Origin of the sequence: Thermomonas sp. HDW16 (genome assembly GCF_011302915.1) — a bacterium.
Lineage (GTDB): Bacteria > Pseudomonadota > Gammaproteobacteria > Xanthomonadales > Xanthomonadaceae > Thermomonas.
In genome coordinates this window covers 870,509-894,613 of record NZ_CP049872.1, presented here as the reverse complement: position 1 = coordinate 894,613, position 24,105 = coordinate 870,509, and the positions used below count along the sequence as shown (strand labels likewise).

General features: G+C 65.8%; 23 protein-coding genes, 1 tRNA gene and 1 riboswitch. Of the genes, 13 read left to right on the top strand and 11 right to left on the bottom strand.

Annotated features, from left to right (window positions below):
- Nucleotides 1-80 precede the first annotated feature (80 nt).
- Complete coding sequence (locus tag G7079_RS03995) at nt 81-1,040, bottom strand: aldo/keto reductase (protein ID WP_166055788.1); 960 nt, start codon at nt 1,038-1,040, stop codon at nt 81-83.
- Nucleotides 1,041-1,327: 287 nt separating this feature from the next.
- On the opposite strand from G7079_RS03995, the gene G7079_RS03990 reads away from it, so the two are divergent.
- The 6 genes from G7079_RS03990 to dusB all read left to right on the top strand — a co-directional run bounded on the left by G7079_RS03990 (nt 1,328) and on the right by dusB (nt 6,899).
- The gene (locus G7079_RS03990; protein WP_240906234.1) at nt 1,328-1,894 is read left to right on the top strand and encodes a TMEM165/GDT1 family protein; all 567 of its coding nucleotides are present in this window, start codon (nt 1,328-1,330) and stop codon (nt 1,892-1,894) included.
- A gap of 30 nt (nt 1,895-1,924) precedes the next feature.
- Nucleotides 1,925-3,073, top strand: a complete 1,149-nt coding sequence (locus tag G7079_RS03985) for a GGDEF domain-containing protein (RefSeq protein ID WP_166055786.1) — start codon at nt 1,925-1,927, stop codon at nt 3,071-3,073.
- A 78-nt stretch (nt 3,074-3,151) separates the two neighbouring features.
- Complete coding sequence (locus tag G7079_RS03980) at nt 3,152-4,450, top strand: nucleoside transporter C-terminal domain-containing protein (RefSeq protein WP_166055784.1); 1,299 nt, start codon at nt 3,152-3,154, stop codon at nt 4,448-4,450.
- 4 nt (nt 4,451-4,454) lie between these two features.
- The gene (locus G7079_RS03975) at nt 4,455-5,420 is read left to right on the top strand and encodes a ribokinase (protein ID WP_166055782.1); all 966 of its coding nucleotides are present in this window, start codon (nt 4,455-4,457) and stop codon (nt 5,418-5,420) included.
- Between the two features lie 72 nt (nt 5,421-5,492).
- Nucleotides 5,493-5,828: a YegP family protein gene (locus tag G7079_RS03970; protein WP_166055781.1), complete on the top strand. Its 336-nt coding sequence runs from the start codon at nt 5,493-5,495 to the stop codon at nt 5,826-5,828.
- A gap of 72 nt (nt 5,829-5,900) precedes the next feature.
- Entirely contained in the window at nt 5,901-6,899 is a 999-nt protein-coding gene (gene dusB, locus G7079_RS03965) for a tRNA dihydrouridine synthase DusB (protein WP_166055779.1), read from the top strand.
- Nucleotides 6,900-6,909: 10 nt separating this feature from the next.
- On the opposite strand, the gene G7079_RS03960 is transcribed toward dusB, so the two are convergent.
- Together G7079_RS03960 and G7079_RS03955 are read right to left on the bottom strand one after the other, a co-directional pair.
- Nucleotides 6,910-7,728, bottom strand: a complete 819-nt coding sequence (locus G7079_RS03960) for a UDP-2,3-diacylglucosamine diphosphatase (RefSeq protein WP_166055777.1) — start codon at nt 7,726-7,728, stop codon at nt 6,910-6,912.
- Nucleotides 7,725-9,449, bottom strand: a complete 1,725-nt coding sequence (locus tag G7079_RS03955) for a lysophospholipid acyltransferase family protein (protein WP_166055773.1) — start codon at nt 9,447-9,449, stop codon at nt 7,725-7,727. Before G7079_RS03955 ends, G7079_RS03960 begins: the two co-directional genes overlap by 4 nt.
- 204 nt (nt 9,450-9,653) lie before the next feature.
- Between G7079_RS03955 and metK the strand changes: the two genes are divergently transcribed.
- A complete protein-coding gene (gene metK, locus G7079_RS03950; protein WP_166055772.1) occupies nt 9,654-10,862 on the top strand; it encodes a methionine adenosyltransferase in 1,209 nt (402 codons plus the stop codon).
- A 46-nt stretch (nt 10,863-10,908) separates the two neighbouring features.
- A riboswitch (S-adenosyl-L-homocysteine riboswitch) is annotated at nt 10,909-10,993 on the top strand.
- Between the two features lie 38 nt (nt 10,994-11,031).
- Nucleotides 11,032-12,477, top strand: a complete 1,446-nt coding sequence (gene ahcY / locus G7079_RS03945) for an adenosylhomocysteinase (RefSeq protein ID WP_166055770.1) — start codon at nt 11,032-11,034, stop codon at nt 12,475-12,477.
- Between the two features lie 67 nt (nt 12,478-12,544).
- On the opposite strand, the gene G7079_RS03940 is transcribed toward ahcY, so the two are convergent.
- Nucleotides 12,545-13,687 carry a GGDEF domain-containing protein gene (locus G7079_RS03940; protein WP_166055767.1) on the bottom strand — a complete coding sequence of 381 codons (1,143 nt, stop codon included), beginning with the start codon at nt 13,685-13,687 and terminating at the stop codon, nt 12,545-12,547.
- Nucleotides 13,688-13,821: 134 nt separating this feature from the next.
- Here G7079_RS03940 and metF point away from each other — a divergent pair, with 134 nt between their 5' ends.
- Both metF and G7079_RS03930 read left to right on the top strand, forming a co-directional pair.
- Entirely contained in the window at nt 13,822-14,646 is an 825-nt protein-coding gene (metF, locus tag G7079_RS03935; protein WP_166057826.1) for a methylenetetrahydrofolate reductase [NAD(P)H], read from the top strand.
- Between the two features lie 41 nt (nt 14,647-14,687).
- Nucleotides 14,688-15,266, top strand: a complete 579-nt coding sequence (locus G7079_RS03930) for a hypothetical protein (RefSeq protein ID WP_166055765.1) — start codon at nt 14,688-14,690, stop codon at nt 15,264-15,266.
- A 9-nt stretch (nt 15,267-15,275) separates the two neighbouring features.
- Here G7079_RS03930 and G7079_RS03925 read toward each other — a convergent pair whose 3' ends face one another.
- The 7 genes from G7079_RS03925 to G7079_RS03895 all read right to left on the bottom strand — a co-directional run bounded on the left by G7079_RS03925 (nt 15,276) and on the right by G7079_RS03895 (nt 22,196).
- On the bottom strand, nt 15,276-16,376 hold the full coding sequence (locus tag G7079_RS03925; RefSeq protein ID WP_166055763.1) for a branched-chain amino acid aminotransferase: 1,101 nt from the start codon (nt 16,374-16,376) through the stop codon (nt 15,276-15,278).
- Nucleotides 16,377-16,505: 129 nt separating this feature from the next.
- Nucleotides 16,506-17,852, bottom strand: a complete 1,347-nt coding sequence (locus G7079_RS03920; RefSeq protein WP_166055761.1) for a HAMP domain-containing sensor histidine kinase — start codon at nt 17,850-17,852, stop codon at nt 16,506-16,508.
- Nucleotides 17,839-18,522, bottom strand: a complete 684-nt coding sequence (locus tag G7079_RS03915) for a response regulator transcription factor (RefSeq protein ID WP_166055759.1) — start codon at nt 18,520-18,522, stop codon at nt 17,839-17,841. Before G7079_RS03915 ends, G7079_RS03920 begins: the two co-directional genes overlap by 14 nt.
- Nucleotides 18,523-18,750: 228 nt before the next feature.
- A complete protein-coding gene (rimK, locus tag G7079_RS03910) occupies nt 18,751-19,665 on the bottom strand; it encodes a 30S ribosomal protein S6--L-glutamate ligase (protein WP_166055757.1) in 915 nt (304 codons plus the stop codon).
- 21 nt (nt 19,666-19,686) lie between these two features.
- Nucleotides 19,687-20,139, bottom strand: a complete 453-nt coding sequence (locus G7079_RS03905) for a RimK/LysX family protein (protein ID WP_166055755.1) — start codon at nt 20,137-20,139, stop codon at nt 19,687-19,689.
- A gap of 74 nt (nt 20,140-20,213) precedes the next feature.
- Nucleotides 20,214-20,287, bottom strand: a tRNA-Gly gene (locus G7079_RS03900).
- Nucleotides 20,288-20,369: 82 nt separating this feature from the next.
- Nucleotides 20,370-22,196 (bottom strand): autotransporter domain-containing protein, encoded by a 1,827-nt coding sequence (locus G7079_RS03895; protein ID WP_206203264.1) that lies wholly within the window; start codon nt 22,194-22,196, stop codon nt 20,370-20,372.
- Nucleotides 22,197-22,350: 154 nt separating this feature from the next.
- On the opposite strand from G7079_RS03895, the gene thiS reads away from it, so the two are divergent.
- Genes thiS through trmB form a run of 3 tightly spaced genes read left to right on the top strand, consistent with a single transcriptional unit; the run spans nt 22,351 to nt 24,103 of the window.
- The gene (gene thiS / locus G7079_RS03890) at nt 22,351-22,563 is read left to right on the top strand and encodes a sulfur carrier protein ThiS (protein ID WP_166055751.1); all 213 of its coding nucleotides are present in this window, start codon (nt 22,351-22,353) and stop codon (nt 22,561-22,563) included.
- Nucleotides 22,564-22,572: 9 nt separating this feature from the next.
- Nucleotides 22,573-23,367 carry a thiazole synthase gene (locus G7079_RS03885; protein ID WP_166055749.1) on the top strand — a complete coding sequence of 265 codons (795 nt, stop codon included), beginning with the start codon at nt 22,573-22,575 and terminating at the stop codon, nt 23,365-23,367.
- Between the two features lies 1 nt (nt 23,368).
- Complete coding sequence (gene trmB, locus G7079_RS03880) at nt 23,369-24,103, top strand: tRNA (guanosine(46)-N7)-methyltransferase TrmB (protein WP_166055747.1); 735 nt, start codon at nt 23,369-23,371, stop codon at nt 24,101-24,103.
- Nucleotides 24,104-24,105: the final 2 nt, after the last annotated feature.

Below are 24,105 nucleotides of genomic sequence, written 5' to 3'. Positions count from 1 at the left end.
GAGAATGGCGGACACGGCGGCACTCCATTGACAGTCGCATTGATGATAATGATTCTCATTATCGAGTCAAGCGCCCTGCTTCAGGCTGCCGATGCAGCGATCCTTTGCCATGTGGCGTCATCGAAACGCTGCGAAACCTCCAGCGCTTCGAAGTTCTGCAACAGCTGCGACAACCTCGATGCGCCCAGCATCACCGTGGAGACATGCGGATTGCGCAGGCACCAGGCAATGGCCAGCGTGCCAGGCGCCACGCCAAGCTCCGCCGCCAGCGCCGAATAAGCGCGCAATTTTTCGATGCGGTCGCCGCGCAGGTTGCGTTGCAGCCACTCGTAGCCATCCTGCGCGAGCCGCGAATCCGCCGGGATGCCATCGTTGTACTTGCCGGTGAGCAGGCCCGACGCCAGCGGCGAAAAGATGGTGGTGCCCATGCCGTAGTCGGCGTACAGCGGCGCGTATTCCACTTCGACGCGCTGACGATCCAGCAGGTTGTACTGCGGTTGCTCCATCGTCGGCGCGACCAGGTTGTGCGCCTGCGCGACGCGGTGCGCCTCGCGGATTTCCTCGGCGCTCCATTCCGAGGTGCCCCAGTACAGCACCTTGCCCTGGCGGATCAGGGTGTCCATCGCCCACACGGTTTCGGCGATGGGCGTCTGCGGATCCGGACGATGGCAGAAATACAGATCGAGGTAATCGACCCGCAGCCGCTTCAGCGCGGCGTGGCACGCGTCGTGCACATGCTTGCGCGACAGGCCTTTCTGGGTCGGCCGCGGATCCACGGCGGAGCCGAAGAACACCTTGCTCGACACGCACCAGCCATCGCGCGGCAGGCGCAGGTCGGCCAGCACATCGCCCATCACCTTTTCCGCCTCGCCGTTGGAATAGCCCTCGGCGTTGTCGAAGAAATTGACGCCATGATCCCAGGCGGCGGCGATCATCTCGCGCGCCGCGCCACGGCCGACCTGGTTGCCGAAGGTCACCCAGGCGCCGAACGACAGCGCCGAGAGTTGCAGGCCGGAGGAACCGAGGCGGCGATACTGCATGGCGGATGATCCAAATGGTGCGGAACCCGCATTGTAGGCAGCGCCGGCAACACGTCGAGGCGCATTCACGTACTTCCTCTATAATGTGCGGACTCTTCCTCCGGGGAGTAGCCCGCCGTGATGCGATGTCGCGGCCCGTGCGTCAACACACTTGGTCGGCAGGCCATGGCGCACGATTCCGGCAGCGATGCCGGCAGGGCAAGACCGAAGGCAGGCGCCGCGCACCCGGCCGGGCGACGTGGCGTTTGCTTTCGCGTCCATCCGCAACGCCCGGCCCCGGAGTTCCCATGTTGGATGCACTGCTCGTTTCCACCGGCACCGTGGCGCTCGCCGAAATCGGCGACAAGACCCAGTTGCTGGCGCTGCTCTTGGCCGCACGTTTCCGCAAACCGTGGCCGATCATCGCCGGCATCCTGGTGGCCACCCTGCTCAACCACGCGCTGGCCGCGTGGATCGGCCAGCTCGCCGCCAGTTGGCTGACTGCGCAGACGCTGCGCTGGATCGTCGCCGCCAGTTTCATCGGCATCGCCCTGTGGACGCTGAAGCCGGACAAACTGGACGAGGACGAGAAACTGCCGGCGCATGGCGCTTTCATCGCCACCGTGATCGCATTCTTCATCGCCGAGATCGGCGACAAGACCCAGGTCGCTACCGTGCTGCTGGCCGCGAAGTATTCCTCGCTGTGGCAGGTGGTCTCCGGCACCACCATCGGCATGCTGCTGGCGAATGTGCCGGTGGTCGCACTAGGCAGCAAGTTCGCCGCCAAACTGCCGCTGAAAGCCGCGCGCATCACCGCAGCCTGCGTGTTCCTGGCGCTGGGACTGTGGGCTGCTTTTTCCGGTCTGCCGACCTGATACATCCCGGGCACGCTATGCTCCGCGCGCATGGGTGACTTCGAGACTCACACGCTCTCCGATCTGCGCGATTCCTGGTGTCGCCTGCTGGCACGACCTGACGCGCTGATGCTGGAACTGGGTGCCGGCGGCGAGCTGCTGGTGGCGCGGCTGCGAGCGGCGTTGTCGCTGTTCCTGTTGTTGCTGCCGCTGATCAACCTGGTGGGCGGCGGCAAGTACGGCGAGACCATGATCGGCCTGGTCGGTGCGGTGATGGCGATCGTGATGTCGCAAGTTTGGCTGGCGCTCGCGAGGCAGCCGCAACGTTATCGCTGGCTGCCTTGGGCCACGACTACCTACGACATCAGCCTGACGACCCTGGTGCTGGCGGGATTCGCTCTCGATTCGCCCGTCACCGGGCTCAACAGCATGGTTGTTTGGGTGTTCTACCTGATCGCCATCGGCATGACCGCCCTGCGCAACGACGGCCGCCTGACCCTGTACAGCGGCACCTTGGCCCTCGCGCAATATGCACTGCTGTCGGTCACGGTCTTCGCGCTGGTGCGCAACCCGGATCAGTTGGCTTCAATCGACTACGGCACCGCGACTGCATCCAACCAGATCCAGCGGCTGGTGCTGCTGGCGCTGATGACCGCGATCACCGCCACGATCGTCTACCGCATGCAGAAGCTGGTGGACATGTCCGGCACCGACGGACTGACCGGACTCCCCAACCGGACGTGGCTGGTACACCGTTTCCCGGGCATGCTCGACGCCACCCGCAGCAACGGCGGCTCCCTGTCGGTGTGCCTGATCGACCTGGATTATTTCAAGCGGATCAACGACGAACTCGGCCACCTCGCTGGAGACCGGGCACTCAAGCACGTGGTCGACGTGCTGAACCAGCAGATGCAGGACGGCGATTGGCTGGCTCGATTGGGCGGTGAGGAATTCACGTTGCTGCTGCCATTGCCGACCGGTCGTGCTTGGGAGCGCCTGGAGACGATGCGCCGCACGGTCGCATCGCAACCGTTCCTGCCAGAGCACGGTGCCGAGCTGATGCGCTTGACCTTCAGCGCCGGCGTGGCCAGCTGGCCGCAGGACGGTGCCGACCTCTCGCAATTGCTGCGCCGTGCCGACCTGCGCCTGCGCCATGCCAAGCAGGAAGGCCGCAACCGGGTGCTGGCACGCGACCCCTGAACCACCGCGGCGCTTGCCGGGTCGCGGGGCCTGACCTACCCTGCACCGACTTATCGATGAATGCAGGCGGGGATTCGGATGGAAGCTCTCGGGCGGATCGGCTTCGGCCTGTTCGGCCTTGCGGTGCTGCTTGGCATCGCATGGCTGTTCTCCAACAACAAGCGCGCGGTCGACTGGAAGCTGGTGGCCACCGGCGTCGCCCTGCAGATCGGTTTCGCCGCATTGGTATTACTGGTGCCGGGTGGGCGCGAGGTGTTCGATGCCCTCGGCCATGGCTTCGTGAAGATCCTCAGCTTCGTCGCCGCAGGCTCGAATTTCATCTTCGGCAGCCTGATGGACACCAGCAAGTTCGGCTTCATCTTCGCCTTCCAGGTGTTGCCGACGATCATCTTCTTCGCCGCGCTGATGGGCGTGCTGTACCACCTCGGGGTGATGCAGTTCATCGTGCGGATCATGGCCTGGGCGATCACCAAGGTGATGCGCGTGTCCGGCGCGGAGACCACCAGCGTCTGCGCCAGCGTGTTCATCGGCCAGACCGAGGCACCGTTGACCGTGCGCCCCTACATCGCGCGGATGACCAATTCCGAATTGCTGACGATGATGATCGGCGGCATGGCCCATATCGCCGGCGGCGTGCTGGCCGCGTACGTCGGCATGCTAGGCGGCAGCGATCCCGAACAGCAGGCGTTCTACGCCAAGCACCTGCTGGCCGCATCGATCATGGCCGCACCGGCGACGCTGGTGGTCGCCAAGCTGCTGATCCCGGAAACCGGCGAACCGCTGACCCGCGGCACGGTGAAGATGGAAGTCGAGAAAACCGCCAGCAACGTGATCGACGCCGCCGCTGGCGGCGCCGCGGACGGCCTGAAGCTGGCGCTGAACATTGCCGCCATGCTGCTGGCCTTCATCGCCCTGATCGCGATGCTCAACGCGCCGCTGACCTGGCTGGGCGACGTCACCGGCCTGTCGGCCGCGCTGGGCAAGCCGACCGACCTCGCCGCGATCTTCGGCTGGATACTCGCGCCGCTGGCGTGGGTGATCGGCGTGCCGTGGCAGGACGCGACCACCGTCGGTTCGCTGATCGGCCAAAAGGTGGTGATCAACGAGTTCGTCGCCTACCTGCAGCTGGCCGACATCGTCAACGGCAAGGTCGCCGGCGTGGCACTGACCGACCAGGGCCGCCTGATCGCGACCTATGCGCTGTGCGGCTTCGCCAACTTCAGCTCGATCGCGATCCAGATCGGCGGCATCGGCGGCCTTGCGCCGGAACGTCGTGGCGACCTGGCCAAGTTCGGCCTGCGCGCGGTGTTGGGCGGCTCCATCGCCACCTTCATGACCGCGACGATCGCCGGCGTGCTGAGCTCGTTCGGCGGCTGATCGCATGCCACGCGTCACTGTCGTCGGCTCCTTCAATGTCGACCATGTCTGGCGCGTGGCGACATTGCCGCAACCCGGTGCCACGCTCAGCGGCGAATACGCCAGCGGCCCGGGCGGCAAAGGCTTCAACCAGGCGATGGCCGCGCGCCGCGCCGGTGCGAAGACCAGCTTCATCTGCGCCCTTGGTGGCGACCTCGGCGCGCAGCTCGCGCGTGCGCTGTGCGTAGCGGACGGCATCGACCTGCGCGATGCCGAAAGCAGCGCACCCACTGGCACTGCCGGCATCTACGTGGATGCCGCAGGCCGCAACAGCATCGTGATCGGGCCAGGCGCGAACGCGGCGCTGGGCGCGGAGTTCGTTGCCGCATCGCTGGCGGCGTTCGACGATGTGGCCGTAGTGCTGGCGCAGCTAGAGTCGCCCATCGACGCGATTGCCCAGGCACTCGAACGGGGGCGTGCATTGGGCGCAACAACCATCCTCAACCCGGCACCGGCGAATGTCGCCGCGCCCGGCGCGATGCTCGAACTCGCCGACATCCTGACCCCGAACGAAACCGAGTTCGTTGCCCTGCTCGGCCGCCATGTCGGCGAACGGATCGAGGCCGATGCGGTTGCCGGCATCGACCAGGCCCGGCTGCATGCCCTGTGCCGCCAGCTGGGCCACGACAGCACCGTAGTCGTGACGCTCGGCTCAAGCGGCTGCTTCGTTTCGCACCCGGAAACCAACCTGCGGGGCGACGAAACCGCGTGTTACCGCATCGCTGCCGAAGCGGTGCGCGCGATCGACACCACTGGCGCCGGCGACGCTTTCAACGGTTCGCTGGCAGCCTCGCTCGCACAGCGGCCGCAACGCGCATTCGCCGAACACACGCGCTTCGCCAGCCGCTATGCCGGGCTCTCCACCGAACGCGCCGGTGCCGCACTGGCGATGCCTCGCGAAGACGAATTGCTGGCGAAGTACGGCTCTTAACTTCGCGCTCACTTCGTCTGTCCTACCCTCGCCGTGGGCTCAGGAAGCTCACGTCACTCACTCGGAGGCAGCATGGCCGGCAAGTTCGAGATCAGCAAGCGCAGCAATGGCGATTACCAGTTCAACCTCAAGGCCGGCAACGGCCAGGTCATCCTGACCAGCGAGGGTTACGGCGACAAGGACGGCTGCACGAACGGGATCGACTCCGTGCGCAAGCACGCACAGGACGATGCCAACTTCGAGCGCAAGTCCGCGAAGGACGGCAGCCCCTATTTCAACCTCAAGGCCAGCAACGGCCAGATCATCGGCAAGAGCGAGATGTACAGCGGAGACGCCGCGCGCGACAACGGCATCCGCTCGGTGATGGAGAACGCACCAAGCGCCAGCGTGGCCGATACCACCGCCTGATGCCATCGCATGTGAATGCACAAAGGCCCGCTCCGGCGGGCCTTTCGCTTGTTGGCCGGTAGAATGCGGCGCATGCAGATCGGCCCCTACCGCATCGAACCGAAGGTACTCCTGGCGCCGATGGCGGGGGTGACCGACAAGCCGTTTCGGTTGCTGTGCAAACGGCTGGGCGCGGGACTGGCGGTGTCTGAAATGACCACCAGCGATCCGCGCTTCTGGAACACGGTGAAATCGCTGCACCGGATGGATCATGTCGACGAGCCAGACCCGATCAGCGTGCAGATCGCCGGCACCGTGCCGGAGGTGATGGCCGAGGCCGCGCGCTACAACGTCGACCACGGCGCGCAACTCATCGACATCAACATGGGTTGCCCGGCCAAGAAGGTGTGCAACGCCTGGGCCGGCTCTGCGCTGATGCGCGAGCCACTGCTGGTCGCGCGCATCGTCGAAGCGGTGGTCAAGGCGGTCGACGTGCCGGTCACCCTGAAGATCCGCACCGGCTGGGATGCGGACCACAAAAACGCGCCCGAGATCGCCCGCATCGCCGAAGACGCAGGCATCGCCGCGTTGGCGGTGCATGGACGCACCCGCGACCAGCAATACACCGGCATTGCCGAATACGAGACCATCGCCGCGATCAAGGCGATGCTGAAGATTCCCGTCATCGCCAATGGCGATATCGATTCGCCACAAAAGGCGAAGGCCGTGCTGGATGCCACCGGCTGCGACGCGGTGATGATCGGCCGCGCGGCGCAGGGGCGGCCGTGGATCTTCGGGCGCATCGCACACTACCTCGCGTGCGGTGAACTGCTGGCGGAGCCCTCGCTGGTTGAGGTGCGCGACATCCTGCTCGGCCACCTCGAGCAGCTGCATGCGTTCTATGGCGAAGTCTCCGGCGTGCGCATCGCGCGCAAGCACCTGGGCTGGTATGCGAAGGACCGGCCCGAGAACACCGCGTTCCGCGCGGTGGTCAATCGCGCACAGACCGCGCAGGAACAGTTGCAGCTGACCCGCGATTATTTCGATGCGTTGATCGCCGGCGCTCCGCCCGCGCTGTCCGTTGCAGCCTGAATCCCGCGGGTCACGCTGCGCACTGCAATGGTTCGTCCGCCAACAGGCGCAGGCACGACGGAAGCTCCGCCAGCACTTCGCCGCCATGCGTGAGCAGCCGCAGGGTGCCGTCCGCTTCCTCGACCAACGCACTCAGGCTTTCCACCCAATCGCCGTCGTTGGCGTAGACCAGGCCATCGCGCTGCACCAGCGCGGCGCGGTGGATATGGCCGCAGACGATACCGTCCAGTCCGCGGCGCTTCGCATCGTCCAGGCAGGCCTGCACGAAGCGGCCGATGTAGCGCTCCGCCGCGCCGCTGCGCCGCTTGAGGAATTCCGACAGCGACCAGTAGCGCAAACCGCAGCGGGCGCGGACGAAGTTCAGCAGCTTGTTGCCGGTGAGGATGCGGTAGTACAGCCAGTCGCCGAACTTTTCCTGCAAGGTGCCGAAGTGGGTGATGTTGTCGAACTCGTCGCCGTGCACGACCAGCAGGCGGCGGCCATCGGCGGTGACGTGGATCGCGCGGCGGCGCACCTGCATCGCCGGCAGGGCGAGGCCGCAGAACCTGCGGATCGGGCGGTCGTGGTTGCCGGGGATGTAGATGATCTCGGCGCCGGCGCGGCGCAAGGCATGCAGCGCCTCGACCACGCCGTTCTGCGTGCTGCCCCACAACGCGCGCCGCTGCGCCATCCACCACAGGTCGATGATGTCGCCGACCAGGTACAGGCGCTTGCAGCGGAGGGTGGAAAGGAACGCCGCGAGTTCCGCCGCATGGCAGTGGCGCGAGCCCAGGTGCACGTCGGAGATGAACACCGCGCGACGCATCGGCGACGCGGCGAGCGGGCTCATGCCACCGCCTCGATGCCGTGCGGCGTCTCGCCGAGGTAACGCTGGCGCTTCTTCGCCCGCATGCGCTGGATGTCGACTTCGATCAGGCCGTCCACCGCATCGCTGAAATCGGGATCGACGCCGAACGCGAGGAAACGCGCGCCGCCGGGTTCGCACAGCTCCGTGTACTGCTTGTAGAGCATCGGCACCTGCGCACCGAGCGCATCCAGGTTCGCCTTCAGTACGCGGAACGCAGTGTCCGCGTCCATCGCCGCGTCGTGCGGCATCGTGGCCCCGTAGGCGAATGGCCGCTTCGAGATCGCCTCGCCGGAGGCACCGAAGTAATGCGCGTAGTGCGCGGCGATCTGCTCGCGAGCAGTAACTGGCAATGCGGCGCTGATCGAGACCGCACCGAACAGGTAACGCACCTTCGGATACGCGCGCAGGTAAGCACCAATGCCCTGCCACAGGTAGTCGATGCTGCGGCCGCCCCAGTACTCCGGCGCGACGAAACTGCGCCCGAGTTCCATGCCCTGCGCGATGCGCGCGATCGCGTCATCCGCGTAGTCGAACAGCGAAGCCGTGTACAGGCCGCGGATGCCGTGCGCCGCCAGCACCGGCGCGCCGCGGGCGATGCGGTAGGCGCCGGCGATCTTCGACGCCGCGTCGTCCCACAGCACGATGTGCTCGTACCAGCTGTCCCAGGCATCCACGTCCAGGCTGCGGCCGGTGCCCTCGCCCACCGCGCGGAAGGTCAGCTCGCGCAGGCGGCCGATCTCGCGCAGCAACGGCGCATCGGCTGACAGCGCACCGACACGGATCTGCTTGCCGTCGCTGGTCGCGCCGAGCGAATGCATCGCATCGATGCCGGCACGCACCACGGCGGGATCGATCGCATCGGCGATCGGCTCCGGCCCAGCTTCGTTCACGGGCACGCTGCGTTCGTTGCGGGTGCCGATCGCGTACAGCTCGCGGCGGATGGCCTTGAGCACGGCTGCGCCATCGACATCGCTTGGAATGCGTCGCAGCTGCCCGACCCGCAACACGATCCGCCGCGCGCGGCGGGCGAACATCTCGCGCGCCAGCAATGCAGTGCCGGCCGGCTTGAACAGGGCCGACGCGCCATAGAACAGCGCCGAATTGCGCGCCTGGATGCGCACCGGCAGCACCGGTGCATCGCAGGCGCGGGCGAAGCGCAGGAAGCCGCGTCGCCAGCGGGTATCGCGCACGCCGCGCGGCCCGAGCCGGGAGACCTCGCCGGCCGGGAACACGATCACGCACTCGCCGCGCGCCAGCGCCGCGTCGACCGCGCGCAGGCTGTCCGCGCTCGGCCGCCCACCGAGGATGCGCACCGGCAGCAACAGCTCGCCGATGTTGTCGAGCGCCGACAGGACATCGTTGGCCACGATCCGCACGTCGCGCCGCACCTTGCCAACCGCATCCAGCAAAGCCAATGCATCCAGCGCGCCGCTGGGATGGTTGGCGATGACCAGCAGGCGGCCCTGCGCGGGGATTCGCGCCAGCGCGGCGTCGTCCACCTCATAGCGGGCACCGAGGAACTGCAACGCCGCCGCGATTAAGGCGAAGCCGCGCACCGTCCGGTTGGCGGCCAGGAAGGCGTCTATCACGTCCAGCCGCGACCAGCGCTCGATCCCGCGCAGCAACGGCTTGGCGATGGCGGCCCGGCGACCACGGAACCATTGCGGGAATCGCTGCTGCAGGCGTTGCTCTAGCTGGATCATCGCGGGCGCTACGTGCCGGGTTGGCCGGCAGCCTGCATGGCGCATGCGACGTCCGGATTGCACCGCTGTTGCAGCCACATGACGACACCCGCTTAACGCCAGATCAACACCCCGCTACGCCGTTTTGCCGCAAGATGCACGCCTGCCCGCAAGGCTGTATCATGCGCGGCCATCTTTTCATCCAGATTGAAGGATATAAAGTCGATGTCCAGCTACCTGTTCACCTCCGAATCGGTCTCCGAAGGCCATCCGGACAAGATCGCCGACCAGATCTCGGACGCGGTGCTCGATGCGATCCTCGCGCAGGACAAGCGCGCGCGCGTCGCATGCGAAACCATGGTCAAGACCGGTGCCGCCATCGTCGCCGGTGAAGTCACCACCTCCGCATGGGTGGACATCGAGGCGCTGGCGCGCAACGTGATCAACGGCATCGGCTACGACAATTCCAGCGTCGGCTTCGACGGTCATACCTGCGCGATCATCAACATGCTCGGCAAGCAGTCGCCGGACATCAACCAGGGCGTGGACCGCAAGAAGCCCGAGGAACAGGGCGCGGGCGATCAGGGCCTGATGTTCGGCTATGCCTGCAACGAGGCGCCGGAGCACATGCCCGCGCCGCTGTACTACAGCCACCGCCTGGTCGAGCAACAGGCCAAGGTGCGCAAGAACGGCAAGCTGAAGTGGCTGCGCCCGGATGCGAAGTCGCAGGTCACCCTGCGCTACGACGGCCACGACATCGTCGGCCTCGACGCCGTGGTGCTGTCCACCCAGCACGACGAGGACGTCAAGCAGAAGCACCTGGTCGAAGCCGTCTACGACGAAATCCTGAAGCCGGTGCTGCCGAAGAAGTGGCTGGAAGCGCTGCCGAAGAACAAGGTACACATCAATCCGACCGGCAAGTTCGTGATCGGTGGCCCGGTGGGCGATTGCGGCCTGACCGGCCGCAAGATCATCGTCGACAGCTACGGCGGCATGGCCCGCCATGGCGGCGGCGCGTTCTCCGGCAAGGATCCGTCCAAGGTGGATCGTTCGGCGGCCTATGCCGCGCGCTACGTGGCGAAGAACATCGTCGCCGCCGGCCTGGCCGACAAGTGCGAAGTGCAGGTTTCCTACGCCATCGGCGTGGCCGAGCCGACCTCGATCTCGGTCACCACCTTCGGCACCGGCAAGGTCAGCGACGACACCATCGAGAAGCTGATCCGCGCCCACTTCGACCTGCGCCCGTACGGCATCACCAAGATGCTGGATCTGGAGCACCCGATCTACCAGCCGACCGCCAGCTACGGCCACTTCGGCCGCAAGCCGAAGGAAATCAGCTACACCGACGGCGCCGGCAAGAAGCACAAGGCCACCACCTTCTCGTGGGAGAAGACCGACAAGGCCGCCGAGCTGAAGAAGGCCGCGAAGCTGTAACAAGCGACACGAAATCGGGCGCGCGGTGCAATGCCGCGCGCCCTGCTCCATCGAGGGGCGCTGCAAGCCCGGCACGCGATGCAAGGGAACAGGCTCGATGGCAGCGAACGATGCAACGGCGCCCGTTACTGCGAGTCCCGACACGGACTCCCGACAACGGAGCAACACCATGAACGCACAACTCAAGACCTTCTCCACCGAAGGCGACTACAAGGTCGCCGACATCACCCTGGCCGATTGGGGCCGCAAGGAACTCGACATCGCCGAGCACGAAATGCCTGGCCTGATGTCGATCCGCAAGAAGCACGCCACCACCAAGCCGCTCAAGGGCGTGCGCGTGACCGGCTCGCTGCACATGACCATCCAGACTGCCGTGCTGATCGAGACGCTGAAGGACATCGGCGCCGACGTGCGCTGGGCCTCTTGCAACATCTTCTCCACGCAGGACCATGCCGCCGCGGCCATCGCCGCCACCGGCACCCCGGTATTCGCCTGGAAGGGCGAGTCGCTGGAGGAATACTGGGACTGCACCTTGGACGCGCTGACCTTCACCCTGGCCGACGGCACCCAGACCGGTCCGGAACTGGTGGTCGACGATGGCGGCGACGTCACCCTGCTGATCCACAAGGGTTACGAGCTGGAACAGGGCGACGACAGCTGGGTGAATTCCGCTTCGGGCAGCCATGAAGAGCAGATCATCAAGAACCTGCTCAAGCGCGTGGCCGCCGAGCGCCCCGGCTTCTGGACCCGTGTGGTCAAGGACTGGAAGGGCGTTTCCGAAGAGACCACCACCGGCGTGCACCGCCTGTACCAGATCGCCGAGCAAGGCAAGCTGCTGGTGCCCGCGATCAACGTCAACGACTCGGTCACCAAGTCCAAGTTCGACAACCTGTACGGTTGCCGCGAATCGCTGGCCGATGGCCTGAAGCGCGCGCTCGACGTGATGCTGGCCGGCAAGGTCGCGGTGGTCTGCGGTTATGGCGACGTGGGCAAGGGTTCGGCGGCCTCGCTGCGTGCCTACGGCGCCCGCGTGATCGTCACCGAGATCGACCCGATCTGCGCGTTGCAGGCGGCGATGGAAGGCTATGAAGTCACCACGCTCGAGGACACCCTCGGCCGCGCCGACATCTACGTCACCACCACCGGCAACAAGGACATCATCACCCTGCAGCACATGCAGGTGATGAAGGACCAGGCCATCGTCTGCAACATCGGCCACTTCGACAACGAGATCCAGGTCGATGCGCTGTATGCCAGCGGCGCGGTGAAGACCAACATCAAGCCGCAGGTGGACAAGTTCACGTTTGCCAACGGCAACGCGATCTTCCTGCTCGCCGAAGGCCGCCTGGTGAACCTGGGCTGCGCCACCGGCCACCCGAGCTTCGTGATGAGCAACAGCTTCTCCAACCAGACGCTGGCGCAGATCGACCTGTGGGCGAACAAGGACTTCTACGACCCGAAGGTCTACATCCTGCCGAAGCAGCTGGACGAGGAAGTGGCGCGACTGCACCTGGAGAAGATCGGCGTGAAGCTGACCAAGCTCAGCAAGGAACAGGCCGACTACCTGGGCGTGGCGGTCGAAGGCCCGTACAAGCCGGAGCACTACCGCTACTGATCGCAGCAACACGGGCGATACGAAAACGGGCGCCGCAAGGCGCCCGTTTTCGTTCGGCATCGCGCGTTCAGCCGGCTTCCGCGACCTCCACCGCGTTGCGCCCGCTTGCCTTGGCGCGATACAGCGCGATGTCGGCGGCGTGGTAGAACGCGTCGCCATCGACATCGCGCCGCGGATCGTATTCGGCCACGCCGGCACTGACGCGGATACGGACTTCGCCCGCTCGCATGGCAAGTGCATGTTCCGCAAGCCGGCGACGGAACTGCTCCGCACGCCTCATCGCATCGCCTGGCGCGGCATCGCGCAGGAGCACACCGAACTCCTCGCCGCCCAGCCGCGCCGTCAGCTCGGTTTCCGCCAAGGGAAACGCTTGCCGCAGCTCGTCGGCAAGCGCGGTCAGGCAGGCATCGCCCACCGCATGCCCATGGCGATCGTTGATCGCCTTGAAGTGATCGATGTCGAAGATCAGCAGCGCAAGACGCGCCTGTCCGGCATGCGCCAGCGCCATCCATTCCACCAGCACCGAGGCGAACCGGCGCCGGTTGGCAAGGCCGGTCAAACCGTCGCGCCGGCTCTGCTGTTCGAACAGGTCGCGCTGCTCGCGCAACTCGTCCTCCAGGTCGAGTCGTTGCAGGTACTCGCCATGGCTGCGGCGCAGCGCCAGCAAGATGTAAAGCAGGTACAGCACGCTGACCGCCACCAGCTGGTAGCGCGACCCATTGGCGATGAAGGCGACCAGCGTGGGCAGGGAGGTCAGCAGCACGGCGAGCAATGCCCGCCCCTGCCGCATCGAATAGTTGTGGGCGAAGGCGGTCGAGAAGGCATAGGAACTGATCGCGGCGACCGTGCGTGCGCTCTCGTTCGGAGTGACCATCAGCAGCCACGCACTGGCGGCACCCCAGACCCCTGCATTGATCAACAACAACGCCCAGATCCGATCCAGGCGTCGGCGCACGGCCACTTCGCCGGCCTCCGCTGGAAGCCCGTGGATGCGGAAGCGAACGGCCACCAACACGGCGAACACGGCCGCTATCAGCAGGAACGGCCCACGGGCCTGGTGCCATAGGCCACTTGCGCTCCCCGCCAGCAACCACAACAGCACATAGAACGGACCACCAAGGCGCAGGCGCAGCAGTGTGTCGGCCAACTCCTGCGACAAGCGAGGCGCCGCCATCACTGTCGGTGCCGCGCCGCCCGTGCGTTCCTGCATGTGTTCCCCCCTCGCTCAACCATGCGATAAGCCAATCGCATGGTCAAGACGGATCGAACCCGGAAATGAATTAATTCTTTCATCCGGATGAAGAGATGGATACAATGACTGCATCGACGACACAGGTCATGCGCATGCTGCCGATCAGTTTCGAGTTCTACCCGCCCAAGACCGACGAGCAGCGCGCACAGCTCGACCGCAGCGTGCAGAAGCTGAAGACGCATGCGCCGCAGTTCATGTCGGTGACCTTCGGCGCCGGTGGCTCCACCCTCAGCCATACCCCGGAAACCGTGCAGCGCCTGCGCAGCGAGCACGGCGTTGCCGGCGTGCCGCACATCACCTGCGTGGGGGGCAGTCGCGAGGAAATCCGCCAGTTGCTCAAGCTGTATCGCGCACTCGGCTGCGATCGCGTCGTCGCCCTGCGTGGCGACACGCCTTCCGGCATGGTGCGCAGCGGCGACCTGCGCTACGCCAGCGAACTGGTCGCCCTGATTCGCGCCGAACACGGCGACCACTTCAAGATCGAAGTCGCGGCCTATCCGGAAACGCATCCGCAAGCCGATGACGCGCATGTGGATTTGCGCAACTTCAAGACCAAGGTCGATGCCGGTGCTGACAGCGCAATCACTCAATATTTCTACAACACGGATGCGTATTTCCGTTTCGTAGAAGACGCGCGCGCGTTGGGCATCGACGTACCGATCATCCCGGGCATCATGCCGATCTCCAATTTCAGCCAACTGAAGCGCTTCTCGGAAGCCTGCGGCGCGGAGATCCCGCGCTGGATCGGCCAGCGCATGCGCGCGTATGGCGACGATGCCGTCAGCATCCGCGAATTCGCCGCAGACTTCGTCGCCAAGTTGTGCGAACGCCTGGTCGCCGGCGGCGCGCCCGCGCTGCATTTCTACACCCTGAACCTGTCGAAACCGACGCTGTCCGTGCTGCAGCGTTTGCGCTGACCGCACTTTCTTCATCGATGCGGCGCGCGTAGGCTGCATGCATGCTGCGTTTCCTCGCTATCGCGTCGCTCCTGCTCGCCTGCGCTTGTTGGCCGCGCACGGCCGATGCGCAAGTCCGCCAATGCATCGCCAGCGATGGCTCGCTGGTGTACACCGACCGCCAATGCGCGGACATCGGCGGTACCGAACGCCCAGCCTCGCAGGCCGCGGTCGGCATCAGCGGGCAACGCCTGTATCGCGGCGGCTGTTCGCGCAGCGTGCAAGATCTCGTCTATTCGCTGAGCAGTGCGATCCAGTCCGGCGACGCCAACCAGATCGCCGGCGTATACGACTGGGCCGGGATGTCGACCGGCAATGCGTACCGGTTGATGTCGCGGCTGGAAGCCATCGCCAAGCGCCCATTGGTGGACGTGCAACCGATGTACGCGGGCGGCACCAACGAATACGGCTACGCCGTGGTCGAATTCGACGCGGACACCGGCGCCGTGGTCAGCAAACCGCCACGCAAGCCGCACCTGATCGGCCTGCGCGTGGAGCAGACGCTGGGCAACAACAGCACGCCATCACGCACCGTGTTCGCCCTGCGCAAGAACCTCGGCTGCTGGTGGGTGCGCCTGTAAACGGAGCCGTTAGCGCAGCTTGACCAGCCAGTCGTGGCGGTCGGGCGCACGGCCGTACTGGATGTCGGTCAGCTCCTTGCGGATCGCCATGGTGACTTCGCCGGCCGGTGCGTTGATGTCGCCCACCGCGAAGCCATTCCCCTTCAGTTCGCCGATCGGGGTGATCACCGCCGCGGTGCCGCAGGCGAACACCTCGGTGATCTCGCCAGACGCCACGCCGTCCTTCCACTCGTCGACGGACACCTTGCGCTCCTCCACCTTCAGGCCCCGGTCGCGGGCCAGCTGCAGGATGCTTTCGCGGGTGATGCCCTCGAGGATGCTGCCTGAGAGTTCCGGGGTGACGATGCGGCCGTCCTTGTAGACCAGGAACACGTTCATGCCACCGAGTTCCTCCAGGTATTTGCCTTCGACCGGATCGAGGAACAGCACCTGCGAGCACCCAAGCGCCTGGGCTTCCATCTGCGGCAGCAGCGAAGCGGCGTAATTGCCCCCGCACTTCGCCGCGCCGGTGCCGCCCTTGGCGGCGCGCGCATAGTCCTCGGACAGCCAGATCGATACCGGCGCCACGCCCTTGGCGAAATACGCGCCGGCTGGACTCGCGATGACGTAGTACGCCGCCGCCTGCGCCGCACGCATGCCCAGAAACGCTTCGGTGGCGATCATGAAGGGGCGGAAATACAGGCTACTTTCCGGCGCCGACGGCACCCAGGCGTGGTCGACGGCGATCAGCCGGCGCAGCGATTCGGTGAACTCGGCCACCGGCAGCTGCGGCAAGGTCAGGCGGGCGGCCGAACGCTGCAGGCGCGCGCCGTTGGCATCGGGACGGAACGTCCAGATCGAACCATCGTCATGGCGATAGGCCTTGATTCCCTCGAAAATTTCTTGCCCGTAGTGCAACACCGACGCGGCCGGATCCAGCGCCAGCGGGCCGTAGGCGCGAACTTGCGCGTCATGCCAACCCTTCGCCTTGTCCCACTGGATGGCGACCATGTGGTCGGTGAAGACCTTGCCGAAGCCGAGTTCGCCGGCAAGGATCGCCATGCGTTGCGCATCACTGCGGACATGGTCGGAAAGGGCGACCTGGTAGGCCAGCGCTGCAGGGGTGTTCATGCGGACATCCTTCGAAAACAATGCCCGCACATTATGCCGTCGAAGCCGCGGTAGCCGGACAAGCACAACGCATCCGGAATCGGTTCTGCGCCCCCGGATGCGGTCTTCGGCCTTATCCGGGCTGCCACATCAGGACGCTGGCAAGAACCGCAGCGTCGCCACCACCCCACGTTCTTCGCCCGGGCGCACCTGCACGTCCCAACCGTACAGCGCGCACAACCGGCGCACGATCGACAGGCCGATACCACCGCCCTGCGAATGGCCGGCATGGGTGCCGCGGTAACCGCGCTCGAACAGCTTGGCGGCGTCTTCCGCGCTCAGGCCGGGGCCGGAATCGATGACGTCCACCGCGTTGCCATGCATGCGCACGATTACCTCGCCGCTTTGCGTGTACTTCACCGCGTTGCCGATCAGGTTGCCCAGCGCCACCGATACCGCCGACTCCGGCGCATCCACCACCAGCTTGCGTTCGCCATCCAGGCGTAATTGCAACGGCTTGCCTGCCAGCTGCGCGCGATGGCTATCGAGCAGTTGCTGCGCCACCTTGGCCACGTCGCATTCGCCCACTGCTCGTTCGTTGCGCGACAGCAGCAGCAACGCGCTGATCAGGTCGGTGCATTGCTGCTCCGCGCGCTGGATGCGCTGCAGGCGAGTGCGCGTGCGTTCGTCCAGCTCCGGCTTCGACAGCAGCAGCTCGACGGCACCGCGGATCACCGCCAGCGGCGTGCGCAATTCATGGCTGACGTCGGCGTTGAATTCGCGGTCGCGCTGCACGACGTCGGTCAGGCGATCGGAATAATCGTCCAGCGCCTTGGCCAACTCGCCCACTTCGTCTCCGGCGAAATGCGGCGCCAGCGCTTCCGGGTCGGAGTTGGTGCCGCTGCGCCGCAGCCTGCGCGCAAGCTCGGACACCGGCGCCATCACCCGCGATGCCGACCACCAGCCCAGCAACAGCGAAAACAGGGTGAACACCGGTACCACGATGTACAACGCCTTCTCGAACTTCTCGGTCCTGCGCACGCTTTCCTGCATGTCGTAGGCCAGGAAGAACCACGTGTCCGGCGTCTTGCGCACGGCAAGTTTGTAGGCGAAGGGCGTGCCGTCCTCGTTGCGGCCGGCCATGGGCCAGATGCCATCGCCCAGGCTGTACCAATCTGGCTGGTCTTCCTTCAGGGATTCGAATTTGGCGCTGGACACCACGCGCCCGTACATCTGCTGCACGGGCAGGCCGATATCGCGCCCGCCGCTGTTGTAATACCGCTGCGAGTACGCATTGATATTGCGGTTCATCACGTCGGCGATCATGTCCTCCTCGACCTTGCCGCGGACCCAGTTGGTCGCAAATGCGAGCAGCAGGGTCAGGCTCAGGCCCAGCAGGGCAAACGACAGGATGATGCGGGTGCGCAGCCGTCGCCGCGCGCGCGGCACAGGACGGGGCGCAACGCGCGTGTCCGGCGACGCGTCAGCCGTCGGCATCGGGCGGCGCGATCCGGTAGCCGATGCCATGGCGGGTCTGGATCATCGGCGTGGCGAACGGCTTGTCCACCATCGCGCGCAGGCCGTGGATATGCACCCGCAGGGAGTCAGAATCCGGCAGTTCCTCGCCCCACACGCGGGTTTCCAGCTCCTGCCGGGTAACCACTGCCGGCGAGGCTTCCATCAGTGCCTGTAGGATCTTCAACGCCGTCGGGTTGAGCTGCAGCAGCTTGCCTTCGCGCCGCACTTCCAGCGTGTCCAGGTTGTATTCCAGATCGCCGACGTTGAGCACGCGCGCCTGCGGACCGCGCCCGCGACGCGCCAGCGCGCCCAGGCGCACATCCACTTCCTGCAGCGCGAACGGCTTGATCAGGTAGTCGTCGGCACCGGAATCGAAGCCGGCCAGTTTGTTGTCCAGCGAATCGCGTGCGGTCAGCATCAGCACCGGGGTCTGTTTGCGCGCCTCGCTGCGCAGCTTGCGGCAGACCTCCAGGCCGTCCATGCCGGGCAGGTTGAGATCGAGCACGATGGCATCGAAATCGTGCACCACGGCCAGGTGCAGGCCGGTCACGCCGTCGGCGGCGAAATCGACGGTATGGCCGCGATCCTCCAGGTAGTCGCCCAAGTTGGCGGCGATGTCCGGATTGTCTTCGATCACCAGGATGCGCATGCATTGATCCTTGCGGTTTCCCGCGGTCTCATTGTGACCGCTGGTCGGGGTGAGGGTTCCGGGATTCTGGCACAGCGACGTTGCGGTCACGGAACCCGATGGCAACGATCCACGGACAAAGAAAGGCCCAGGCGGGGGAAACGCCTGGGCCGAGGTCACTGCTGCCCTGCGCGGCGCTGATCCGGGGGAATGGGGACGCGCCGCAGGTTCACACTACGCAGGCCGCGATTAAGAATCCGTCAAATCCGTGTTGCGATGATGTTTCCGGGCCGTGATGGCGGTGGCGATGTGTTCGATGATGCGGCCGGCGACATCGATGCCGGTCGCCGATTCGATCCCCTCCAGCCCCGGTGAGGAATTCACTTCCAGCACCAGTGGCCCTCGTTTGCTGCGGATCAGGTCCACGCCCGCCACGCCCAGGCCCAACACCTGCGCCGCGCGCACTGCGGTCTCGATCTCGGCCTTGCTGGCGCGCACCGCCTTGGCGGTGCCGCCGCGATGCAGGTTGGAGCGAAAATCGCCCTTCGGTGCCTGCCGGCGCATCGCCGCGACTACCTGGCCGCCCACCACGAAGCAGCGCAAGTCGGCGCCCTTTGCTTCGCCGATGAATTCCTGCACCAGGAAATGCGCGTACAGGCCGCGCAGGGTTTCGATCACCCCGCGCGAGGCCGACAGCTTCTCGGTCAGCATCACCCCGGTGCCCTGGGTACCTTCGTTGAGCTTGATCACGTGCGGCGGCGGGCCCAGCATCGACAGCAAGTCGACCGTGTCGTCCGGGTTGTCGCCGAACACCGTCACCGGCAAGCCGATACCTTCGGCCGCCAGCAATTGGTGGCAGCGCAACTTGTCGCGCGCGCGGGCGATCGCCGCGGCGCTGCTCGGCGTGTGGCTGCCCATCAGTTCGAACTGGCGCAGCACCGCGCAGCCGTAGCGGGTGACCGACGCACCGATGCGCGGGATCACCGCGTGGTAGCCGGCGATGTGCGCGCCCTTGTAATGCATCTCGAAGCCGTCGTTGCTGATCCGCATATAGCAACGCAAGGGGTCCAGCACGCGCACCGTGTGCCCGCGTTCGCGCGCGGCCTCGACCAGGCGCCGGGTCGAATACAGCTTGCCGTTGCGGGAGAGGATCGCCAATTTCATGCGTGCGTGCTCTTGGGTGTTTCAGGCGTGTTGCAAGGTTTCGGCGCTGCGACGGCGGCGGCGATGCAGGTACGAACCGGCGGGATCGACCACGAACGCATCCGCCAGCGCGGTGCGCCCCAGCAGCAGCGGGAAGCGCATCCCGCAACGATCCGCCAGGTTGATTTCAATTTCACGTTCGACCCCGGCCAATCGCAACTTGGTGCGCACGAACACGCGCAAAGTTCGATGGCCACCGGAATCGGTCACCATCCTTTCATCGACGACCGCCGCGCTGGCCGCGACCGCAACCGCATGCCGCCGCGGCACCAGCACGAAGCCGACCCACGGCACGCCGCCTTCGACGAAACGCCACTGCCGCTCGACGTGCAATGCGGAACTGCGCGCGCCGGTATCCACCTTGGCGCGCAGCCGCGGCAGGCCCAGCTCCGGCAGGAGCACCCACTCGCGCCAACCGACCGCGATCGCCGTCATCCTTCGCTCCGTCGCCGCCAGACAGGAACGGCGGCATCCCGAGGAACACCGCCGTTACCGTCGCTTGCCGAATATGGAGCGGGTGATGGGAATCGAACCCACGCTAGCAGCTTGGGAAGCTGCAGTTCTACCATTGAACTACACCCGCGTTCGCGGCAAGTCTATGCCGCCCCGCGCGGGCGACGCAACGCACGCATGGCGTGCGTTGCGTCGATGCGGCGATCAGCCGATCAGAACTTGCGGCCCACGCTGAGGAAGAAGGTTGCATCGTTGCCGCCCTTCTGACCCACGGTCAGGCTGGCGCCGCCGTTGGTCTCCAGGCCCAGCAGCTTGCTGCGCACGCCGAACACCAGGGTGCCGTAGCTGTCGTCGAACGGCAGGCCCGGCACCGCGTACGGCAGCGTGGTCGGCATCGACTGCGACTGCGCGTAGGCATGCGCCGGCTGATCCTCGAACTCGCGGTCGTAGGTCAGCTTGGCGTAGGGCTGGACATGGTCGTTGATCGCGTAGCTGGCCTGCCAACCCGCGCTGCCGATCAGCGAATCGAACTTCTGTTCCGGATAGGCCAGCGAGGTGGACAGGGTGGGATCGCTTTCAGCAAAACCGTCGACCTTGACCTGCTGGGACAGCACCGAAATCACCGGGCCGTGGGTCAGCGCGCCATGCTCGAAGTTCCAGCCGGCGCTGGCACCGACGCTCAGGTTGTCGCCATCCGGCGAACCGGTGTGGACACGGGTGGCCTGGCCGAGGTGCACGACGCGATCGACGTCGTAGCTGACCTTGGTCCAACCCAGCTGGCCGTTCGCCCAGAACGCGCCGCTGCGCCAGCCGACGAAACCGCCGAGACCGGCGTCCTTCTGCTTGAACTTGCCGCGACTGTTGCCGAAATCGTTTTTCTGCTGGCCATAACCGGCGAAACCGCCGTAGACCAGGTTGCCGCGGGTCCAGCCGATGCCGAACGAAGCGGCCGGGCCGATGCCGTCGTAGTTGAACGGGGCGTCGTAACGCTGCTGGTCGCCGCGCACGTCAGCCCACCAACGCATGCCGTCTTCCTTGTCGAAACTGGTAATGGCGAGATCGACCATCTCCGCACGCGCACGGCCGACCACCACTTCGGAATGCGGCAGGATCGCGATCTGGCGCGGGCCTTCAATCACCGAGACGGCGTAATCGGCCAATGCCTTGTGTGCACCGCTCGTCGGGTGCACGCCATCGGCGAACAGGTAGGTGTTCGGTGCGGACGGATTCACCAGCGAGGTCGGATTGCAGGTCAGCGATTGCGCGGTGATCTGCGGCTGGCAGGCGGTGCCAGTGACGTTGGTGATGCCGAACGCCGACGGGTTGGCCACCACTTCCTGCAGGAAGTGGAAGGTATCCAACGGGATGACTCGCAGGTTGGCTGAGGCCAGCCCCCCGAACAGTGCCGTGTTGTAGTTTGTGGACAGCGCGGTGCCTTGCGCCATTGCCGCCGCGCCGCCCGCGCGCGAGGACGGGGTCAGGCCGAGATCCGGCAGGGTCGGCACCAGGATGTATTGCGCACCGGCCTGGGTCAGTGCACCCACGATGCCGACTTGTGCGGTCACTGCCGCGCCGATCACGGTCGGGGCCTGCGCCGGGCTGGTGATCGTGAACAGGTCGTTGGCGCCGCCCCAAACGGTGTACAGCGCACCCGAATCGGCATGGCCGCCATTGCGCGACAGGTAATTGGTCAGCTGCGACGACATCGACGGCGTGTAGCCCAGTGCGCCTGCGGAATTCGTGCCGACGCGAGCGCCACCCACAGCCCAGTTGTTGCCAGCACCGTCACGCGTGCCAGCGCCGGTACCGAACCATGCGCTCTGCGCATTGCTGCCGTAGTAATCCGCCAGGTATTGCGACCACACATAACCCGGGTTGGTGGTGAACTGACCCGTCACAGACTGCACGCTGGCGGGAAGCAGTGGGCGGAAGAAGCCGCCATCGGTCAGGCTGTCGCCGAAGAAGACGGTCTTGGTGAACGGCGAGTCGGTCGCTTGAACGGCAGCCGGCAGAACAGCCAGAGCCAGCGCAGTGGTCAGCAGGGAACGGCGGAACTTGGCTTTCATCGTGGATTCCTCAGGTGGTCGCCGACAGTACGACGGCGAATGGTGCCGATGGTTTCACGAAATAGTAACAACAACAAGCTGCGCCGCCGCACGACGCAACTGCGGCAAAACGGGCGAAAATGCCGAGATGAGCGAGACACTCCACGTGCAGTTGAACGGCGAAACCCGCCGCCTTGAACCCGGTGCCACCATCACCGCTTTGCTCGAAGCCGAACGCCTGGCCGAACGCCGGGTCGCGGTGGAGGTCAATGGCGAGATCGTCCCGCGCGGCCGACACGCCGAACACGCACTGCGCGATGGCGACAAGATCGAGATCGTGCATGCGCTGGGTGGCGGCTAAACTAATGCGATGAATGCATCGCCCAATTCCGACACCCTCCTCATCGCCGGCAAGCCCTACGCCTCGCGCCTGCTCACCGGCACCGGCAAGTTCAAGGACCTCGACGAAACCCGCCGCGCCACCGATGCCGCCGGCGCGCAGATCGTCACCGTCGCCATCCGCCGCACCAACATCGGCCAGAACCCGGGCGAGCCCAACCTGCTCGACGTGTTGCCGCCGGATCGCTACACGATCCTGCCCAACACCGCAGGCTGCTACACCGCCGACGACGCGGTGCGCACCTGCCGTCTTGCGCGCGAGCTGCTCGACGGCCACAACCTGGTCAAGCTGGAAGTGCTGGGCGACCAGAAGACGTTGTACCCCGATGTCGTAGCCACACTCGCCGCCGCCGAAACGCTGGTCAAGGACGGCTTCGAGGTGATGGTCTACACCAGCGACGATCCGATCCTGTGCAAGCGCCTGGAGGAGATCGGCTGCGTGGCGGTGATGCCGCTGGCGGCGCCGATCGGATCCGGTCTTGGCGTGCAGAACAAGTACAACCTGATCGAGATCATCGAAAGCGCGAAGGTGCCGATCATCGTCGATGCCGGCGTGGGCACTGCTTCGGACGCGGCCATCGCGATGGAGCTGGGCTGCGATGGCGTGCTGATGAACACCGCGATCGCCGGCGCGAAGGATCCGGTGCTGATGGCGCATGCGATGAAGCTGGCGGTGGAAGCCGGCCGCGCCGCGTTCAAGGCTGGACGCATTCCGCGCAAACGCTATGCCAGTGCCTCGTCGCCGGTCGACGGGTTGATCGGCTGAGATGTCCGATCCGTTTTCCAGCGCCGGCGCCAAGTCACCGCCGAAGCCGTTCACCATCGAGGAAGGCCACCGCAAGGTGCGCAGCTTCGTGCTGCGCCAGGGCCGCTTCACCGAGGCGCAACAGCGTGCGTTCGACGAACTGTGGCCGCGTTTCGGTTTGAATTACACCGGCACGCCGCGCGATTTCGATGCCGCGTTCGGGCGCAAGGCAAAGCGCATCCTGGAAATCGGCTTCGGCAACGGTGAAGCGTTCCGCTACTCCGCGCAGCGCGATCCGGATCGCGACCATATCGGCATCGAAGTGCATGCCCCCGGCGTCGGCCGCCTGCTCAACGCGCTGGCGACGGACGATGCACGCAATGCGAAGCTCTATCACCATGATGCGGTGGAAGTGCTGGAGCGCGAAGTCGCCGATGGCGCGCTGGACGAGATCCGCATCTACTTCCCCGACCCCTGGCACAAGAAGCGCCATAACAAGCGCAGGCTGGTGAATGCCGAGTTCGCCGCGTTGCTGGTGCGCAAGCTGGCCGCGGACGGGCGCTTGCACCTCGCCACCGATTGGCAGGACTATGCCGAGCAGATGTGGGACGTACTGGACGCGACCGTCGGCATCGCCAACCGCGCAGGCTTGCGCGGGACGGTGCTACGGCCGGACTGGCGCCCGCAGACGCATTTCGAAACCCGCGGCCAGAAGCTGGGCCACGGCGTCTGGGACCTGCTGTACGACCGCTGCTGACA

What these genes read in the sequence shown, in the direction of transcription:
- G7079_RS03995 (WP_166055788.1), bottom strand. Translation starts at nt 1,040, where the DNA reads ATGCAGTATCGCCGCCTCGGTTCCTCCGGCCTGCAACTCTCGGCGCTG.
- G7079_RS03990 (WP_240906234.1), top strand. Translation starts at nt 1,328, where the DNA reads ATGTTGGATGCACTGCTCGTTTCCACCGGCACCGTGGCGCTCGCCGAA.
- G7079_RS03985 (WP_166055786.1), top strand. Translation starts at nt 1,925, where the DNA reads ATGGGTGACTTCGAGACTCACACGCTCTCCGATCTGCGCGATTCCTGG.
- G7079_RS03980 (WP_166055784.1), top strand. Translation starts at nt 3,152, where the DNA reads ATGGAAGCTCTCGGGCGGATCGGCTTCGGCCTGTTCGGCCTTGCGGTG.
- G7079_RS03975 (WP_166055782.1), top strand. Translation starts at nt 4,455, where the DNA reads ATGCCACGCGTCACTGTCGTCGGCTCCTTCAATGTCGACCATGTCTGG.
- G7079_RS03970 (WP_166055781.1), top strand. Translation starts at nt 5,493, where the DNA reads ATGGCCGGCAAGTTCGAGATCAGCAAGCGCAGCAATGGCGATTACCAG.
- dusB (WP_166055779.1), top strand. Translation starts at nt 5,901, where the DNA reads ATGCAGATCGGCCCCTACCGCATCGAACCGAAGGTACTCCTGGCGCCG.
- G7079_RS03960 (WP_166055777.1), bottom strand. Translation starts at nt 7,728, where the DNA reads ATGAGCCCGCTCGCCGCGTCGCCGATGCGTCGCGCGGTGTTCATCTCC.
- G7079_RS03955 (WP_166055773.1), bottom strand. Translation starts at nt 9,449, where the DNA reads ATGATCCAGCTAGAGCAACGCCTGCAGCAGCGATTCCCGCAATGGTTC.
- metK (WP_166055772.1), top strand. Translation starts at nt 9,654, where the DNA reads ATGTCCAGCTACCTGTTCACCTCCGAATCGGTCTCCGAAGGCCATCCG.
- ahcY (WP_166055770.1), top strand. Translation starts at nt 11,032, where the DNA reads ATGAACGCACAACTCAAGACCTTCTCCACCGAAGGCGACTACAAGGTC.
- G7079_RS03940 (WP_166055767.1), bottom strand. Translation starts at nt 13,687, where the DNA reads ATGCAGGAACGCACGGGCGGCGCGGCACCGACAGTGATGGCGGCGCCT.
- metF (WP_166057826.1), top strand. Translation starts at nt 13,822, where the DNA reads ATGCTGCCGATCAGTTTCGAGTTCTACCCGCCCAAGACCGACGAGCAG.
- G7079_RS03930 (WP_166055765.1), top strand. Translation starts at nt 14,688, where the DNA reads ATGCTGCGTTTCCTCGCTATCGCGTCGCTCCTGCTCGCCTGCGCTTGT.
- G7079_RS03925 (WP_166055763.1), bottom strand. Translation starts at nt 16,376, where the DNA reads ATGAACACCCCTGCAGCGCTGGCCTACCAGGTCGCCCTTTCCGACCAT.
- G7079_RS03920 (WP_166055761.1), bottom strand. Translation starts at nt 17,852, where the DNA reads ATGCCGACGGCTGACGCGTCGCCGGACACGCGCGTTGCGCCCCGTCCT.
- G7079_RS03915 (WP_166055759.1), bottom strand. Translation starts at nt 18,522, where the DNA reads ATGCGCATCCTGGTGATCGAAGACAATCCGGACATCGCCGCCAACTTG.
- rimK (WP_166055757.1), bottom strand. Translation starts at nt 19,665, where the DNA reads ATGAAATTGGCGATCCTCTCCCGCAACGGCAAGCTGTATTCGACCCGG.
- G7079_RS03905 (WP_166055755.1), bottom strand. Translation starts at nt 20,139, where the DNA reads ATGACGGCGATCGCGGTCGGTTGGCGCGAGTGGGTGCTCCTGCCGGAG.
- thiS (WP_166055751.1), top strand. Translation starts at nt 22,351, where the DNA reads ATGAGCGAGACACTCCACGTGCAGTTGAACGGCGAAACCCGCCGCCTT.
- G7079_RS03885 (WP_166055749.1), top strand. Translation starts at nt 22,573, where the DNA reads ATGAATGCATCGCCCAATTCCGACACCCTCCTCATCGCCGGCAAGCCC.
- trmB (WP_166055747.1), top strand. Translation starts at nt 23,369, where the DNA reads ATGTCCGATCCGTTTTCCAGCGCCGGCGCCAAGTCACCGCCGAAGCCG.